The sequence below is a fragment of the Clostridium sp. DFI.1.208 genome, from assembly GCF_024463855.1.
Lineage (GTDB): Bacteria > Bacillota_I > Bacilli_A > Erysipelotrichales > Erysipelotrichaceae > Clostridium_AQ.
In genome coordinates this window covers 1-15,526 of record NZ_JANGCA010000074.1, presented here as the reverse complement: position 1 = coordinate 15,526, position 15,526 = coordinate 1, and the positions used below count along the sequence as shown (strand labels likewise).

Sequence of the window (15,526 nt, the reverse complement as noted above, 5' to 3'; positions counted from 1 at the left end):
ACAATTACACATTTTATCACAACCTGAAGTGATACCAAATAATTCAGGTGGAAAGGAGAACTGGTATATTAAATTTATTACTCATTATATGAGTAACTTAAATATACCAGGAGTGATTGATTTATGCAAAAGATTTTTAACAAAGGACACCGTATCAGAGCCAGCGACAAGCACCTTGTTTACCACTTTTCCATAGGAACGCTTCTGTTTGTATTCGTGGCGGTTCTCCTGCTACTGAATATGAAACAGCTCATGCGTACCGATTGGGAGCATTTCAGCTTGTTTGAGAATGGCTTGACCCTCTCCCCTTACAACTTCATAACCATACTGATAGCGACTGGTGTTTGTGCATTGGTCGCTTTTCTGTATTACCGCTTCTGTTATGACAATTTCAAGAAGCTCCTGCACCGTCAAAAGCTGGCAAGAATGATACTGGAGAATAAGTGGTATGAAGCCGATGCCGTACAAGACAGCGGTTTTTTTACTGACCTGCAAAGCAGATCAAGGGAAAAAATCGTCTGGTTTCCAAAGATTTATTATCAAATGGAAAAGGGACTGCTTCATATCCGCTGTGAAATTACGCTGGGGAAATATCAAGACCAGCTTTTACGGTTAGAGGATAAATTGGAAAGTGGCTTGTATTGTGAGCTGACCGACAAGACCCTGCATGACGGCTATATCGAATATACCCTGCTTTATGATATGATAGCGAACCGCATTACCATTGATGAAGTACGGGCAGAAAACGGCTGTCTTAGACTGATGAAAAATCTTGTCTGGGAATATGACGCACTCCCTCACGCCCTTATCGCTGGTGGAACGGGTGGCGGTAAAACCTATTTTCTGCTGACGCTCATTGAAGCCTTACTGCATACCGACGCTGTCCTTTACATCTTAGACCCGAAGAACGCTGACCTTGCGGACTTAGGGACAGTTATGGGAAATGTGTATCACACCAAAGAAGAAATGATTGATTGCGTCAATGCCTTTTATGAGGGCATGGTACAGCGAAGTGAAGAAATGAAACGACACCCGAACTATAAGACGGGCGAAAACTACGCCTATCTGGGACTGCCACCCTGCTTTCTTATCTTTGATGAATATGTGGCGTTTTTTGAAATGCTGGGGACGAAAGAAAGCGTGAGCTTACTTAGCCAGTTAAAGAAAATCGTTATGTTAGGGCGACAAGCAGGTTATTTCCTTATCGTTGCCTGCCAGCGTCCAGACGCAAAGTATTTCTCGGACGGTATCAGAGATAATTTCAATTTCCGTGTGGGACTTGGGCGTATCAGCGAATTAGGTTACGGTATGCTGTTCGGTTCAGATGTGAAAAAGCAGTTTTTCCAGAAGCGTATCAAAGGGCGTGGCTATTGTGATGTGGGAACAAGCGTGATAAGTGAATTTTACACGCCTTTAGTCCCGAAAGGACATGATTTTTTACAAACAATCGGCAGGCTTGCACAAGAAAGACAAGTCATGCCAGAACAACAAGGAAAGGAAGATGTGATTGAATAAGGACACATTAAATGTTTATCACGCACCCACAGAGAAAAACTACCTCTGTTTGTGCTTGAATACAGATATTTTTACAACGGATTGCAGGAAATATATGTTAGATTGTTTTTTAGATTATTCTGTCAATCCAAATCTGCGATTTCATTCAAGGATAGATAAAATCATTGATGATGTTATTCGTGAAAAAATCAACATTCCTCATAAGTTTAGAATGAGATTGGAAAGTAGACATTGCGTTGAAAGCAGGATAATCTATTTTCGATTTCGAGTTTTAGATAAGGCTTGTCTGCAATGTAATGTATTTCTTAAAGGACTGTCTGAAGAAATGAAAGAAGCACTTTCAGATGAAAGAATAGATTTTGCGGTTATCTATGAGGGCATACAAGGTTCACAGCAGGACACAGACACGGACGACAAGGACGGGTTTTGCGGTTCTCAACCGCAAGTTCCGTTCTTGGCGGACGGGGCTTGTCCCGTCCGCTGATAAAACCCCTCAGTATCTAACAGAGGGGTACGTTTGCAAATAGGCAATAGACGAAAAACATAGGAAACATAAGGCTTCTGGCATGGTTTCCTAGTAAAAATCGGCTGTGAAGTCGCCTAAAAAAACTTCACACTTTACAGATTGGGGGTATGGTTCTGAATGAAGAACAATGGATAAAAGAATTACGGGAGAAACGGATTGCTTACGGTATCTCACAAGGCAGGCTGGCGGTGGCTTCTGGTATCACAAGGGAATATCTCAACAAGATAGAAAGCGGAAAAATGAAGCCGTCAAAAGAACTTCTGGAAACGCTGTATAAAGAACTGGCAAGGTTCAATCCAGAAGCACCGCTTACCATGCTGTTTGATTATGTGAAAATTCGTTTTCCCACGCTGGATATACAGCACATCATCAAAGATATATTAAAACTGAATATCAATTATATGCTCCATGAAGATTACGGACATTACAGTTATACGGAGCATTACTCTTTGGGGGACATCTTTATCTATACGTCGGCTGACGAAGAAAAAGGTGTCCTTTTAGAGTTAAAGGGGCGTGGGTGCCGACAGTTTGAAAGTTACCTGCTGGCACAGCAAAGAAGCTGGTATGACTTCCTCATGGACGCACTCGTAGACGGTGGCGTGATGAAGCGTATCGACCTTGCTATCAACGACCATACGGGCATTTTGGATATTCCAGAGCTTGCGGAAAAATGCAGGAAACGGGAATATATCGGAAAGTCCAGAAGCTATAAGTTTTACCAGTCGGGTGAGCTTATCAAGCACAGAGAGGACGACAGAGAATATATGGGACGTACCCTTTATCTTGGTTCGCTGAAATCAGATGTGTATTTCTGTATCTATGAAAAGGACTATGAGCAGTACGTCAAGCTGGGGACACCTCTGGAAGAAGCTGACATTATCAACCGTTTTGAGATACGGCTTCGCAATGAACGTGCCTATTATGCAGTACGGGATTTGCTGACCTATTATGACGCAGAGCAGACCGCTTTTTCTATTATCAATCAATATGTGCGGTTTGTTGATGAAGAACCAGACAAGCGAAAAAATGACTGGAAACTCAATGACCGCTGGGCTTGGTTTATCGGGGATAATCGGCAAAGTCTGAAACTGACGACAAAACCAGAACCTTACACCTTAGACCGCACATTGCGGTGGGTACAAAGGCAGGTAGCACCAACCTTGAAAATGCTGAAAAAGATTGATAAGGGAAACGGTACAGACTACATGGAAACAATCGAACAGCAGGCAAAGCTCACAGAAAAGCATGAAATGATAATCAAACAGCAGACGACCCCTGCAAAAGATTTGGTGGAAAGTTAGGAGTGATAAAAATGTGGGAATTAGTAAAAGACTTCCTGCTGGTATCTATGGGAATGGGTATCGGCGTAGTCTTGATGTGTATTTTGAATGTCGGCAAAGAAGTTGACTATGAAATGAAACAATCAGAAGAAAGCGAGGACAATTAAATGAATTTCGGACAAAATTTGTATCAATGGTTTTTATCAAACGCACAGAGCTTAGTGCTTATGGCGATTGTGGTTATCGGTATCTACTTAGGGTTCAAGCGTGAGTTTTCCAAACTTATCGGCTTCTTGGTAGTTGCCTTAATTGCTGTCGGCTTAGTATTCAATGCTGGCGGTGTGAAAGATGTACTGTTAGAGCTGTTCAATAAGATTATCGGTGCATAGAATTTTATTGTGGTGCTGATATGAGAATGGTATAATGTGGATATATAAAATTCTGATTTATGGGGGGCGTTACTTTGAAGAAAGCAATGATATATGTTCATGGTAAAGGTGGAAGTTATCTTGAAGCTGAACAGTTCAAAAATATTTGTTTAGATTTTGATGTTTTTGGAGTAGATTATAATGACTATTTTCCGTGGATTGTAAAAAATAAAATTATGGAAGTCTACGATAAAATATCTGAAAAATATGACTACATATATGTACTTGCTAATAGTATCGGAGCTTATTTTACAATGCACACATTACAGAATTTCAAGATTGAAAAAGCATTATTCATATCGCCTATACTTGATATGGAACAACTTATAGTAGATATGATGAGCTGGGCGAATGTGTCTGAAAAGGAACTTTCTGAAAGAAAAGAAATACCAACTGATTTTGGAGAAACATTATCGTGGGAATATCTATGTTTTGTTCGGGCAAACCCGATAAATTGGAAAACGCCTACTGAAATTTTGTATGCTGAACATGATAATCTTACATCACGTCAAACGGTAGATAAATTTATTGATAGACATTGTGCAAATCTTACCATTATGAATGACGGAGAACATTGGTTTCATACTGACGAACAGATTTTCTTTAGAGATAATTGGCTAAGAAAAGTTATACAATAGAATTTAGATTTTATATCCACACACAAAGCAGTTAGTTTTAGGATTGACTGCTTTTTTCTTATCAAAATTTCAGATTGGAGTGATGAAATGGTGTCTGTTAGAGCTATTCAACAAGATTATTGGTGCATAAATTGTTGTAAAGCATACATAGAAGTGTTATAATACCCCACAAATAGCAGATATTATAATTTTATATGGGAAGTGATATTGTGGAACTTATTAAAGATATTGTAAAATATTTAAGTAGTGGATTAGTAGAATATTTCTTAGAATGTAGAGTTAGTGACAAAAGACAAGAATATTTTAGTAATAAAGGTGGAAAATGGGCGAAGTTCTGTTTCTATATGTCGTTAATAGTTTCTATCCTTTTAATAATCATAGGTATTGTTGGATTAGTAAAAAAGAAAAGTATAAGTATTTTCTTTTTGATTGCAGGTATGGGTATCGCTTTGTTTATGCTGGTTGACTGGGGAACGTCAAAAAAATAATTTTCTATACAATACAGTTTAATAGCTTTTAAAGCAGTTAGTCTTAGGATTGACTGCTTTTTTCTTACCAAAATTTCAGATTGGAGTGATGAAATGATATACTCTTAGAACTTTTCAACAAGATTATCGGTGTATAAAATTTTATTGTAGTGCTTATATGCGAATGGTATAATCGGGGTGTGAAAAAAGATAAAATAGATTAGGAGTTAAGCTATGGATTATATTATACGAGAAATAAAAAAGGAAGAATATGATTTACTCAATGACTTTTTGTATGAAGCAATTTATATTCCAGACGGTGTTGAGCCACCACCTAAATCAATAATTAACTGTCCAGAATTACAAGAATATGTTTTTGAATTTGGAAAGCGAAAAGATGATAGGGCTTTAGTTGCGGAAGTTCAAGGAAATGTCGTGGGTGCTATTTGGGTACGAATAATGAACGATTACGGACACATTGACAATGATACACCGTCCCTTGCTATGTCTGTTTTTCAAAAGTATAGAGGACAAGGGATTGGAACTTCATTATTGCAACAGTTATTGTTGGTGGAAAAAACTTCTGGATATTCAAAACTTTCCTTATCTGTTCAAAAAAACAATTATGCAGTAAAGATGTATAAGAAAGCAGGTTTTCTTGTTGTTGATGAAAATAGCGAAGAATATATTATGACTGTAAATCTATAACAGATAATCTAGTTTACAATTTCATATCCATACACACAAAGCAGTTAGTCTTAGGATTGACTGCTTTTTTCTTACCTAAATTTCAGATTGGAGTGATGAAATGAACGATATTTTTAAGGATATGCAGGCAAAAGTAGGTTGTGATTATATTTCAGACCTGCCCTCTTACAAACGTAAGGTGTGGCAGGAAATGAAACGGCTGAACCTTGCCGACTATGAAGAAAGACAGTTAGAAGATTTTTCTAAATATGTGTTTGGTATGTCGTACCAGACCTTAAAAGATGTAATGAAACAACAGAAAGGACGTGAGGAACAATGCAGGAAACAAGGGTGCTGGTGGAAACGAAAGGAACAACTGGCGAAGAAACAATATCATACTGGTTCGACCTGCCGATAGATGTTGCAGAGTTTGAAAAAAAGTTAGGTGTCGGTGCAGAAAGTGGGGATTACCGCATTATCGAAAAGGTGTTGCCTTATGCTGATGAAGTCCACGAACATACAAGCGTGTATCAGCTCAACGAATTAGATTTTATGTACCGCCAGCTTTCAAGTGATATGCAAGAAGAATATACAGCACTTCTTACCGTGTATGAAAATTTAGAAGCACTTTATATTTGCAGGAACGTGATTACCGTTTATCCCGACTGCAAAAGCATGATAGATGTTGCAAGGCAAAAGCTGATGAACGACCCGACGTTCAAACATTTATCCGAGGACTGTCAAGAATATTACTTTGACTTTGAAGCCTACGCTTCTCACTTGCAGGAACACGGGAAATTTTTAGTAACAGAACACGGTATCTTTGAACTGCCAGAGTAGGAAATGAGGTGGTGCTTATGATTGATGATATGGCGGTTTACATTGCTAATCTTGGCAAATACAATGAGGGCTATTTAGTCGGTGCTTGGTTCACGTTTCCTATTGACGAGGAAGATGTGAAAGAAAAAATCGACTTGAATGAACAGTATGAGGAATACGCTATCCATGATACCGATAACTTCCCCATTGCGATTGGCGAGTATGTTTCCATTGAAGAACTCAATGAGATGTATGAAATGATAGAGGAACTTCCCGACTATATCGTAGAATGTCTGGACGAATTTATCAGCCACTACGGGACGCTGGAAGAAGTCGTGGAACATAAGGACGATATTTATTATTATCCCGACTGTGAAACCATGACAGACGTTGCCTACTACTACATAGACGAATTGCAGGCACTTGGCGACATTCCACCCAGCTTACAGAACTACATTGACTATGAAGCCTACGGGCGAGATTTGGATATGGGCGGTTGCTTCATTGAAACAAGCCGAGGTATGTGCGAGATACCATATTAACGCTGGAAGATCAGCGACAAGCATTGTTGCTACTGACAGCGTATTTCTCTTTTAAGGGACAGTCTGAAACATGGCTGTCCTTTTCTATTTTGAAAGGAGCTGAAAGAACTTGAAAAAGATTAAATCTTATACGGGTATCTGGAACGTGGAAAAAGTCTTGTATGCAATCAATGACTTTAACTTGCCCTTTCCCGTTACCTTTACGCAGATTACATGGTTTGTGATTACAGAATTTATCATCATTCTGTTTGGGGATATTCCCCCACTTTCCATGATTGAGGGAGCATTTCTCAAATACTTCGGTATTCCCGTTGCTCTCACTTGGTTTATGTCGCAGAAAACTTTTGACGGAAAGAAGCCGTACAGCTTTTTGAAATCACAGATAACCTATGCCCTGCGACCAAAAATCACTTATGCAGGAAAAGCCGTAAAACTGCATAAGCAGATACTCAATGAAACAATCACGGCAGTAAGGAGTGTGAACTATGTTCCCGATAAAATATATTGACAATAACCTTGTCTGGAACAAGGACAATGAGGTGTTTGCCTATTATGAGCTGATACCGTACAACTATTCTTTCTTATCCGCAGAGCAGAAATTTATCGTGCATGACAGCTTTCGACAGCTCATTGCACAGTCCCGTGAGGGTAAAATTCATGCGTTGCAGATTGCCACAGAAAGCTCAATCCGAAGTATGCAGGAGCAGTCAAAAAAGCTGGTAACTGGAAAATTAAAGGAAGTTGCCTATCAGAAGATAGACGAACAGACCGAAGCGTTAGTATCTATGATTGGGGATAATCAAGTGGACTACCGCTTTTTTCTTGGCTTTAAGCTCATGGTTACGGAAGAACAGCTCAATCTGAAGAACATCAAAAAATCGGCGTGGCTGACGTTCACGGAATTTCTCCATGAAGTGAACCACACGCTGATGAACGACTTTGTTTCCATGCCGAATGATGAAATCAACCGCTACATGAAAATGGAAAAGTTACTGGAAAACAAAATATCCCGTCGTTTCAAGGTGCGACGCTTGGAAACAAACGACTTCGGGTATCTCATAGAACATCTTTACGGTAGGGACGGTGTCGCTTATGAAGATTATGAGTATCAGTTACCAAAGAAGAAATTGAGGAGAGAAACGCAGATAAAATACTACGACCTTATTCGTCCGACAAGATGTGTGATTGAGGAAAGCCAAAGGTATTTACGATTGGAACATGAGGACAAGGAAAGCTATGTGTCCTACTTTACCGTCAATGCGATTGTGGGCGAGCTGGATTTTCCGTCCAGTGAAATCTTCTATTTCCAGCAACAGCAATTCACATTCCCCGTTGATACTTCTATGAATGTAGAAATCGTGGAAAATCGGAAAGCATTAACGACAGTCCGCAACAAGAAAAAGGAATTGAAAGACCTTGACAATCACGCTTATCAAGCAGGAAGTGAAACCAGCTCAAATGTGGTGGACGCATTAGATAGCGTGGACGAGCTGGAAACGGACTTAGACCAGAGCAAAGAAAGTATGTATAAGTTAAGCTACGTCATACGGGTGTCTGCACCCGATCTTGACGAGCTGAAACGCCGTTGTGATGAAGTCAAGGACTTTTACGACGACCTCAATGTAAAACTGGTGCGTCCTGCTGGGGATATGCTGGGGCTTCATTCAGAATTTCTTCCTGCCAGCAAGCGATATATCAATGATTATGTGCAGTATGTAAAATCAGATTTTCTAGCAGGGCTTGGTTTTGGTGCGACACAGCAGTTAGGAGAAACTACGGGTATCTATATGGGCTATTCTGTTGATACGGGAAGAAATGTGTACCTGCAACCGTCCCTTGCCAGTCAAGGTGTAAAAGGTACAGTTACCAACGCTTTAGCGTCTGCTTTTGTCGGTTCGCTTGGCGGTGGGAAATCGTTCTGTAACAATCTTCTGGTGTATTATTCGGTGCTGTTTGGCGGTCAAGCACTTCTGTTAGACCCTAAAAGTGAGCGTGGCAACTGGAAAGAAACGCTCCCAGAAATCGCCCATGAAATCAATATCGTAAACCTAACAAGCGACAAGGACAATGCAGGACTTCTTGACCCGTTTGTGATTATGAAGAATGTAAAAGACGCTGAAAGTCTGGCAATCGACATCTTAACATTCCTTACGGGTATTTCTTCAAGGGACGGAGAAAAGTTCCCCGTACTTCGTAAGGCGGTGCGTTCCGTTACCCAGAGCGACAAACGGGGCTTGCTTCATGTGATAGACGAGTTACGCCGTGAAGATACGCCAGTATCAAGAAATATCGCAGACCATATCGACAGCTTCACGGACTACGACTTTGCACACCTGCTGTTTTCAGACGGTACGGTGGAAAATGCTATCAGCCTTGATAACCAGCTCAATATCATTCAAGTAGCGGACTTAGTATTGCCAGATAAGGACACGACCTTTGAGGAATACACGACCATTGAATTATTGTCGGTGTCTATGCTGATTGTGATTAGTACCTTTGCTCTTGATTTTATCCATTCAGACAGAAGCATTTTTAAGATTGTCGATTTGGACGAAGCGTGGGCGTTCTTAAACGTGGCACAAGGCGAAACTTTATCAAATAAGCTGGTTCGTGCTGGACGTGCTATGCAGGCAGGCGTTTATTTTGTTACACAATCTTCTGGGGACGTGTCAAAAGAAAGTCTGAAAAACAATATCGGCTTGAAGTTTGCCTTTCGTAGTACCGACTTGGGCGAGATAAAGCAGACCTTAGAATTTTTCGGTATCGACAAGGACGACGAGAACAATCAGAAACGCTTGCGTGATTTGGAGAACGGACAATGTTTATTGCAGGACTTATACGGGCGTGTCGGTGTGGTGCAGATACACCCAGTCTTTGAAGAACTGCTACACGCCTTTGATACCAGACCGCCCGTACAGAGAAATGAGGTGGAGTGATGAAAGAAAGGATAAAAGGTGCGTTCACAAAAAGGAAGATTTTTCACTTTCTCAAAATGGCTCTGTTTGTCGTGGCACTTTCCCTTATCCTGCTTTCACTTCTGGGGACGGTGGCTCATGCGACGGGGCTTGTGGACGATACCATAAATGCAGAAAATCTTTACTCAAAATATCCGCTGTCGAATTACCAGCTTGATTTTTATGTAGATAATAGCTGGTCGTGGTTGCCGTGGAACTGGCTGGACGGTATCGGAAAATCGGTGCAGTATGGGCTTTACTGCATTACTAACTTTGTCTGGACGATAAGCCTTTATTTAAGCAATGCCACGGGCTATGTGGTGCAGGAAGCCTATAAGCTGGACTTCATCAATGATATGGCAGACAGTATCGGACAAAGCATACAGACCCTTGCAGGCGTAACACAGAACGGTTTTTCCAGCTCTGGCTTTTATGTCGGTTTCCTGCTTCTCATTATATTAGTGGTGGGACTTTATGTAGCCTATACGGGACTTATCAAACGGGAAACAAGCAAGGCACTTCACGCTGTTATCAATTTTGTTGTGGTGTTCGTACTGTCCGCTTCTTTTATTGCCTACGCTCCCGACTACATCAAGAAGATAAATGAATTTTCATCAGACATCAGCACCGCTTCTTTGGACTTGGGAACAAAAATCATGCTCCCCAACTCTGACAGTGAGGGTAAAGACAGCGTGGACTTGATACGGGACAGCTTATTTTCTATTCAAGTAGAACAGCCGTGGCTACTCTTACAATTCGGGAACAGCAACGCAGAAGAAATCGGGACAGACCGTGTCGAAGCTCTCGTATCAGCAAGCCCAGAGGACGAGGACGGAAAGACCAGAGAGGAAGTCGTAAAAACAGAAATCGAGGATAACGACAACAACAATCTAACGATACCGCAGGTGGTAAATCGTTTAGGTATGGTATTCTTCCTGCTGTTCTTCAACTTAGGTATCACGATATTTGTATTCTTGCTTACGGGTATGATGTTGTTCAGCCAGATACTTTTTATTATCTTTGCTATGTTTTTACCTATCAGCTTTCTACTTTCCATGATACCGAGCTATGAAAGCATGGCAAAGCAGGCAATCGTGAGGGTATTTAATACCATAATGACACGGGCAGGAATAACGCTCATTGTAACGGTAGCGTTCAGTATTTCCAGTATGTTTTATAACATCTCCACGGACTATCCGTTTTTCATGGTGGCGTTCTTGCAGATAGTGTGTTTTGCTGGTATCTATATGAAACTGGGCGACTTAATGAGTATGTTCTCACTTAATGCTGGCGACAGTCAAAGCATGGGACGCAGGATATTCCGCAGACCGTATCTGTTTATGCGACATAGGGCTAGGCGTATGGAACACCGTATTGCAAGGGCGGTAAGTGCTGGCGGTATTTCGGGCGGTGTGGCTGGTGCGGTGGCTGGAAGTGCCGTTGCTAATAAACGAGCTGAAAGAAAAAATACAGCTTCTAAAGAAAATCGGGGCAATACCACTTCCAGCATGGGACAGCGTGCAGGCTCAAAGGTGGGTGCTGTCTTAGATACGAAAAATAAAGTGAAAGACAAAGCAAACGCTGTCAAAGAAAACATCAAGGATATGCCGACACAGACCGCTTATGCGGTGTATTCCGCAAAGGAAAAGGCAAAGTCCAGCGTGTCCGACTTTAAGCGTGGCATGGTGCAGGAACAGCAGTCCAGACAGACGGGGCGTTTGGAAAAGCAGGAACAGCATAGACAGAATATCGCTGACAAGCGTATGAAGCTTCAAAAGGCACAAGAAGCAAGGCAGGCACAGCGAAAGGCTGACGGATCAGCGACAACGGGAGCTACCCGTCCCCATGAGCGACCAGCCACAGCTTCAAAGCCGAGTGCGGAAAAAACGCAGGAAGTCAAACGTCCTGCCACAGCGACCACTTCAAAAGCAAGTGAACCAGTCAAGACAAATGTTATCAAAGAGCGTCCGTTATCTTCTGGTGCTTCTGATAAGAAAGCGACCCAGTCGGCACAGCCAGTACATAGGCAGAATGTAGAAAAGGTGGTATCGCAGGAAACACGCCAGAATTACACCAAAGACCGCAGGACAAAGGTTCAGCAGACCCAGAGCGTCCAGAAGAACCAGCAGACAACAGAGAAAACCCGTAACCTTGTAATGAAGAAAGGACAGAAGAAAAAATGAAACTGAAACATATCGCTCTCATTGGCAGTCTGTTTCCTATCCTCTTTTCTCTGGTGCTTTTCTTTGGTGTCTTGATTAGTGCGGACAGCGACGACGAGAACAGCAACTTTTCTTCTGGCATTACGGGTATGAACTTATCCGCAGAAGTATTGAAACATCAGCCTATGGTGGAAAAATACGCCAGAGAAAACGGTATCTCCGAGTATGTCAATGTGCTATTGGCTATCATTCAAGTAGAAAGTGGCGGTACGGCAGAAGATGTTATGCAGAGTTCAGAAAGTCTTGGTTTACCGCCTAACTCTTTAGATACAGAAAGCTCAATCAAGCAGGGGTGTAAGTATTTTGCGTCCCTGCTTTCTTCCTGCAAAAATCAAGGTATCGACGATTTGAATGTAGCGATACAGTCCTATAACTATGGCGGTGGCTATGTGGGATATGTGGCAGGAAAAGGAAAGAAACACACTTTTAATCTTGCAGAGAGCTTCGCCCGTGAAAAGTCGGGTGGAAAGAAAGTAACCTATACTAACCCGATAGCCGTTGCGAAGAACGGGGGCTGGCGGTATGGCTATGGAAATATGTTCTATGTGGAATTAGTCAATCAATATCTGACTGTGGCACATTTTGATAATGCGACGGCACAAGCGATTATGAATGAAGCGTTGAAATATCAAGGCTGGAAGTATGTGTATGGTGGCAGTAACCCGAACACTTCCTTTGATTGTAGCGGACTTGTGCAATGGTGCTATGGAAAAGCTGGTATCTCCTTACCGAGAACGGCACAAGCACAGTATGACGCTACCCAACATCTGCCACTTTCGCAGGCAAAGGCTGGGGACTTGGTATTTTTCCATTCCACTTATAACGCTGGTTCGTATGTAACCCACGTCGGTATTTATGTAGGAAATAACCAGATGTACCATGCAGGCAACCCGATAGGATATGCAGACCTAAGCAGTAGTTACTGGCAACAGCACTTAATCGGTGCAGGACGAGTAAAACAATAGAAAGGACTTGAAAATATGTTTAAAAAGAATAAGAAACAGACAGAAACTATCAAAGAACCAAAAGAAAAAAAGGTGCGTACCGTCAAGGTAGGCACGCATAAGAAAACCGTGATTGCGTTGTGGGTGGTGCTTATCGCAAGCGTGAGCTTTGGGGTGTATAAGAATTTTACCGCTATCGACCAGCACACGACCCATGAAAAAGAAATCATTGAGCTTCGCTTGCAGGACACCAACGGGATAGAAAATTTCGTGAAGAATTTTGCGAAGTCCTATTACACATGGAATAACAGCAAAGAAGCGATTGAAGCAAGGACGCAGGCAATCAACGGTTATCTGACAAAGGAATTGCAGGACTTGAATATAGATACCATTAGAACCGATATACCGACCAGCTCCACAGTTACAGATGTGATTGTATGGAGTATCGAACAGTCGGGAACGGACACTTTTTCTGCTACCTACGAAGTAGATCAGCAGATAAAAGAGGGAGAACAGACAAGCAATGTGAAAGCAACCTATATCGTAAAAGTCCATGTGGACGCTGACGGGAATATGGTAATCGTTCAGAACCCTACCCTTGCACCAGCAATCGAAAAATCAGACTATGAGCCTAAGACACCAGAAGCAGACGCAAGCGTAGACGCTGATACCGTAAACGACGCTACCGCTTTTCTGGAAACATTCTTTAAGCTCTACCCAACAGCAACAGAAAAAGAGCTTTCCTACTATGTATCTGGGAATGTGATTGAACCTATCGGCAGGGACTATCTTTATTCTGAATTGGTAAACCCTATCTTTACAAAGGACGGGGATAATGTGAAAGTTAAAGTAGCCGTGAAATTCCTTGATAATCAGACAAAGGCGACGCAGGTATCGCAGTATGAGCTTGTGCTACATAAGGATAGCAACTGGAAGATTGTAGGATAAATGATGTAAAGCGTGTATTTCAGTACAGATTTACACGCTTTTTGTATATGGCATAATCATAAATTCCACACAAAAAGTAAGAAATATGTTATAATAAGCTGAAATTAAAATAAGGCGGTGGCTAAATGGCAAAGCAAAAGTATTCTTTTGACAGCAAGATACATATTTATAGAGCTACAAAACGAATGAGCCAGCAGGAACTCGCTGACCTTGTTGGAGTATCTCGGCAAACGATAATACAGCTTGAAAGAAACCGATACAATCCGTCCATGTTGTTAGCATATAGTATTGCGAAAGTATTTGATGTAGCGATTGAAGATTTATTTGACTTTGAGGAGGCAGAAAAATGATAGAATTGTTTGAGTCAATTATCAATAATAAAACAATACTTGTAATAGGAACATATTACTGCATACCTATTACCATTGCTGTAATTGTATTATTCTTTTTGAAAACATCACGAGATGAAAGAGGACGAGCAATTATCGGAAAAGCGAGTATTATATCTACGATTGTGTTTGTTATTCTCGTCAATGTTTTTGCAAAACTTTCTATGCGGACATCTATGGATTTTTATAGTATGGCTAACGGTGTACAATGGATATATAATATTGTATTAACGATACAAGTTGTCGCAATTTTGATATATAAGAAAATTGAGTAAAGCATATTATATCGTGCTTGTTTCCTATACAAAAAAACAAGCATGATTTTTTACAACAAATAGTAAGAAATACTTTACATTTTGATTGAAAAAAATTATAATGAAAGAGGGAGATAACTTCCGACAATTTTGAAAGGAGTTGCGATTATGGCAGACAAACATTTAGCAAAAAATTATTTTTCAAGCGAAAGAAAAGACATGAAGTTTCTAAAAGGCTTTACTTTAGTTGCGTTACTTCCTTTTTGGGCTGGATATGCTTTTGCCCTTTATAATGGTAATAGTAACAATTTGTCAAATTACTCTTTATTGATTTTAGCATTTTCTGCAATGAATTTTAATGCTATATGCGGAGTGGAAAAAATAGAAAATAAAGTCTTGAATTTGATTGCTAAGCTGGACGGTGTTCTGTTTTTCATTTGGGTATTTGTAACTATTATTCAATTACTTATAAAATAAAAGGGAAAGGTGTTGTATTATGGCTATCTTAAAAAAACGAGATATTAAAAAAGCATTGAAAGCTGGTGCAAAAGCTGGCGGTGTATCATTGGCTGATATTCGGGCTGATATTGAAGCGACGATTGATGAAGCTATGAACAGCACCGACCCAGAAGTGCAGGCAAATTTCAGAAAGTATTTTGGAAATAAACGCCCTACTCCAGAAGAATATATTTACAAGATTACAAAAAAGACAAAAGTTTAATAGAAATCAAGTGCTGTAAGGGGGCTTGTATTATGGAAAGTTTTAAGCATAATCTTATACGGTCATACACTACCTAACAGCATTTTATCAACAACTGAATATCTCACAGCTTTAATAGCTCGTACAGACTATATGTTTTGTGCGGGCTTTTTTTGTACCCGAAAAAATTTTTTCAATTTTTTTCAAATT

The 15,526-nt window shown here is 40.7% G+C and carries 20 protein-coding genes; all 20 read left to right on the top strand.

Annotated elements, in window-relative coordinates; translation table 11 throughout:
* The first annotated feature begins 123 nt into the window (after positions 1 to 123).
* The 20 genes from NE665_RS21505 (at position 124) to NE665_RS21410 (ending at position 15,337) form a co-directional block, all read left to right on the top strand.
* Positions 124 to 1,515 (top strand): FtsK/SpoIIIE domain-containing protein, encoded by a 1,392-nt coding sequence (locus NE665_RS21505; RefSeq protein ID WP_074441436.1) that lies wholly within the window; start codon positions 124 to 126, stop codon positions 1,513 to 1,515.
* A 94-nt stretch (positions 1,516 to 1,609) separates the two neighbouring features.
* Positions 1,610 to 1,999, top strand: coding sequence for a hypothetical protein (locus NE665_RS21500; RefSeq protein WP_004843352.1), 390 nt, complete (start codon positions 1,610 to 1,612; stop codon positions 1,997 to 1,999).
* 149 nt (positions 2,000 to 2,148) lie between these two features.
* Positions 2,149 to 3,345 (top strand): MobT family relaxase, encoded by a 1,197-nt coding sequence (gene mobT, locus NE665_RS21495; RefSeq protein ID WP_003431664.1) that lies wholly within the window; start codon positions 2,149 to 2,151, stop codon positions 3,343 to 3,345.
* A gap of 11 nt (positions 3,346 to 3,356) precedes the next feature.
* Positions 3,357 to 3,491: a DUF3789 domain-containing protein gene (locus tag NE665_RS21490; protein WP_021421303.1), complete on the top strand. Its 135-nt coding sequence runs from the start codon at positions 3,357 to 3,359 to the stop codon at positions 3,489 to 3,491.
* The gene (locus tag NE665_RS21485) at positions 3,492 to 3,713 is read left to right on the top strand and encodes a hypothetical protein (protein WP_002323342.1); all 222 of its coding nucleotides are present in this window, start codon (positions 3,492 to 3,494) and stop codon (positions 3,711 to 3,713) included.
* A 74-nt stretch (positions 3,714 to 3,787) separates the two neighbouring features.
* Positions 3,788 to 4,390, top strand: a complete 603-nt coding sequence (locus NE665_RS21480) for an alpha/beta hydrolase (protein ID WP_225305306.1) — start codon at positions 3,788 to 3,790, stop codon at positions 4,388 to 4,390.
* A 209-nt stretch (positions 4,391 to 4,599) separates the two neighbouring features.
* Positions 4,600 to 4,878 carry a hypothetical protein gene (locus tag NE665_RS21475; RefSeq protein WP_225305307.1) on the top strand — a complete coding sequence of 93 codons (279 nt, stop codon included), beginning with the start codon at positions 4,600 to 4,602 and terminating at the stop codon, positions 4,876 to 4,878.
* Between the two features lie 213 nt (positions 4,879 to 5,091).
* Positions 5,092 to 5,565 carry a GNAT family N-acetyltransferase gene (locus tag NE665_RS21470; protein WP_227079102.1) on the top strand — a complete coding sequence of 158 codons (474 nt, stop codon included), beginning with the start codon at positions 5,092 to 5,094 and terminating at the stop codon, positions 5,563 to 5,565.
* A 100-nt stretch (positions 5,566 to 5,665) separates the two neighbouring features.
* On the top strand, positions 5,666 to 5,962 hold the full coding sequence (locus tag NE665_RS21465) for a conjugal transfer protein (protein WP_227079103.1): 297 nt from the start codon (positions 5,666 to 5,668) through the stop codon (positions 5,960 to 5,962).
* The gene (locus NE665_RS21460) at positions 5,881 to 6,384 is read left to right on the top strand and encodes an antirestriction protein ArdA (RefSeq protein WP_227079104.1); all 504 of its coding nucleotides are present in this window, start codon (positions 5,881 to 5,883) and stop codon (positions 6,382 to 6,384) included. The genes NE665_RS21465 and NE665_RS21460 overlap by 82 nt, the downstream gene beginning before the upstream one ends.
* 17 nt (positions 6,385 to 6,401) lie before the next feature.
* Positions 6,402 to 6,905, top strand: a complete 504-nt coding sequence (locus tag NE665_RS21455; RefSeq protein WP_227079105.1) for an antirestriction protein ArdA — start codon at positions 6,402 to 6,404, stop codon at positions 6,903 to 6,905.
* 109 nt (positions 6,906 to 7,014) lie between these two features.
* Positions 7,015 to 7,413 carry a conjugal transfer protein gene (locus NE665_RS21450; protein ID WP_003061368.1) on the top strand — a complete coding sequence of 133 codons (399 nt, stop codon included), beginning with the start codon at positions 7,015 to 7,017 and terminating at the stop codon, positions 7,411 to 7,413.
* Positions 7,391 to 9,841, top strand: coding sequence for an ATP-binding protein (locus NE665_RS21445; protein ID WP_227079106.1), 2,451 nt, complete (start codon positions 7,391 to 7,393; stop codon positions 9,839 to 9,841). Before NE665_RS21450 ends, NE665_RS21445 begins: the two co-directional genes overlap by 23 nt.
* Entirely contained in the window at positions 9,841 to 12,042 is a 2,202-nt protein-coding gene (locus NE665_RS21440; protein WP_195588293.1) for a YtxH domain-containing protein, read from the top strand. Before NE665_RS21445 ends, NE665_RS21440 begins: the two co-directional genes overlap by 1 nt.
* Positions 12,039 to 13,046 carry a bifunctional lysozyme/C40 family peptidase gene (locus NE665_RS21435; protein WP_227079107.1) on the top strand — a complete coding sequence of 336 codons (1,008 nt, stop codon included), beginning with the start codon at positions 12,039 to 12,041 and terminating at the stop codon, positions 13,044 to 13,046. The genes NE665_RS21440 and NE665_RS21435 overlap by 4 nt, the downstream gene beginning before the upstream one ends.
* A 15-nt stretch (positions 13,047 to 13,061) precedes the next feature.
* On the top strand, positions 13,062 to 13,973 hold the full coding sequence (locus tag NE665_RS21430) for a conjugal transfer protein (protein ID WP_227079108.1): 912 nt from the start codon (positions 13,062 to 13,064) through the stop codon (positions 13,971 to 13,973).
* Between the two features lie 125 nt (positions 13,974 to 14,098).
* The gene (locus tag NE665_RS21425; protein WP_004613729.1) at positions 14,099 to 14,323 is read left to right on the top strand and encodes a helix-turn-helix transcriptional regulator; all 225 of its coding nucleotides are present in this window, start codon (positions 14,099 to 14,101) and stop codon (positions 14,321 to 14,323) included.
* Entirely contained in the window at positions 14,320 to 14,637 is a 318-nt protein-coding gene (locus tag NE665_RS21420; RefSeq protein WP_196931932.1) for a hypothetical protein, read from the top strand. Before NE665_RS21425 ends, NE665_RS21420 begins: the two co-directional genes overlap by 4 nt.
* 147 nt (positions 14,638 to 14,784) lie before the next feature.
* Positions 14,785 to 15,093, top strand: a complete 309-nt coding sequence (locus NE665_RS21415; RefSeq protein WP_196931931.1) for a hypothetical protein — start codon at positions 14,785 to 14,787, stop codon at positions 15,091 to 15,093.
* 19 nt (positions 15,094 to 15,112) lie between these two features.
* Positions 15,113 to 15,337: a hypothetical protein gene (locus tag NE665_RS21410; RefSeq protein WP_196931930.1), complete on the top strand. Its 225-nt coding sequence runs from the start codon at positions 15,113 to 15,115 to the stop codon at positions 15,335 to 15,337.
* The last annotated feature ends 189 nt before the right edge of the window (positions 15,338 to 15,526 follow it).

Excerpts from the sequence above, each read along its gene's own strand:
- NE665_RS21505 (WP_074441436.1), top strand. The coding sequence starts at position 124 with ATGCAAAAGATTTTTAACAAAGGACACCGTATCAGAGCCAGCGACAAG.
- NE665_RS21500 (WP_004843352.1), top strand. The coding sequence starts at position 1,610 with ATGTTAGATTGTTTTTTAGATTATTCTGTCAATCCAAATCTGCGATTT.
- mobT (WP_003431664.1), top strand. The coding sequence starts at position 2,149 with ATGGTTCTGAATGAAGAACAATGGATAAAAGAATTACGGGAGAAACGG.
- NE665_RS21490 (WP_021421303.1), top strand. The coding sequence starts at position 3,357 with ATGTGGGAATTAGTAAAAGACTTCCTGCTGGTATCTATGGGAATGGGT.
- NE665_RS21485 (WP_002323342.1), top strand. The coding sequence starts at position 3,492 with ATGAATTTCGGACAAAATTTGTATCAATGGTTTTTATCAAACGCACAG.
- NE665_RS21470 (WP_227079102.1), top strand. The coding sequence starts at position 5,092 with ATGGATTATATTATACGAGAAATAAAAAAGGAAGAATATGATTTACTC.
- NE665_RS21465 (WP_227079103.1), top strand. The coding sequence starts at position 5,666 with ATGAACGATATTTTTAAGGATATGCAGGCAAAAGTAGGTTGTGATTAT.
- NE665_RS21460 (WP_227079104.1), top strand. The coding sequence starts at position 5,881 with ATGCAGGAAACAAGGGTGCTGGTGGAAACGAAAGGAACAACTGGCGAA.
- NE665_RS21455 (WP_227079105.1), top strand. The coding sequence starts at position 6,402 with ATGATTGATGATATGGCGGTTTACATTGCTAATCTTGGCAAATACAAT.
- NE665_RS21445 (WP_227079106.1), top strand. The coding sequence starts at position 7,391 with ATGTTCCCGATAAAATATATTGACAATAACCTTGTCTGGAACAAGGAC.
- NE665_RS21440 (WP_195588293.1), top strand. The coding sequence starts at position 9,841 with ATGAAAGAAAGGATAAAAGGTGCGTTCACAAAAAGGAAGATTTTTCAC.
- NE665_RS21435 (WP_227079107.1), top strand. The coding sequence starts at position 12,039 with ATGAAACTGAAACATATCGCTCTCATTGGCAGTCTGTTTCCTATCCTC.
- NE665_RS21430 (WP_227079108.1), top strand. The coding sequence starts at position 13,062 with ATGTTTAAAAAGAATAAGAAACAGACAGAAACTATCAAAGAACCAAAA.
- NE665_RS21425 (WP_004613729.1), top strand. The coding sequence starts at position 14,099 with ATGGCAAAGCAAAAGTATTCTTTTGACAGCAAGATACATATTTATAGA.
- NE665_RS21420 (WP_196931932.1), top strand. The coding sequence starts at position 14,320 with ATGATAGAATTGTTTGAGTCAATTATCAATAATAAAACAATACTTGTA.
- NE665_RS21415 (WP_196931931.1), top strand. The coding sequence starts at position 14,785 with ATGGCAGACAAACATTTAGCAAAAAATTATTTTTCAAGCGAAAGAAAA.
- NE665_RS21410 (WP_196931930.1), top strand. The coding sequence starts at position 15,113 with ATGGCTATCTTAAAAAAACGAGATATTAAAAAAGCATTGAAAGCTGGT.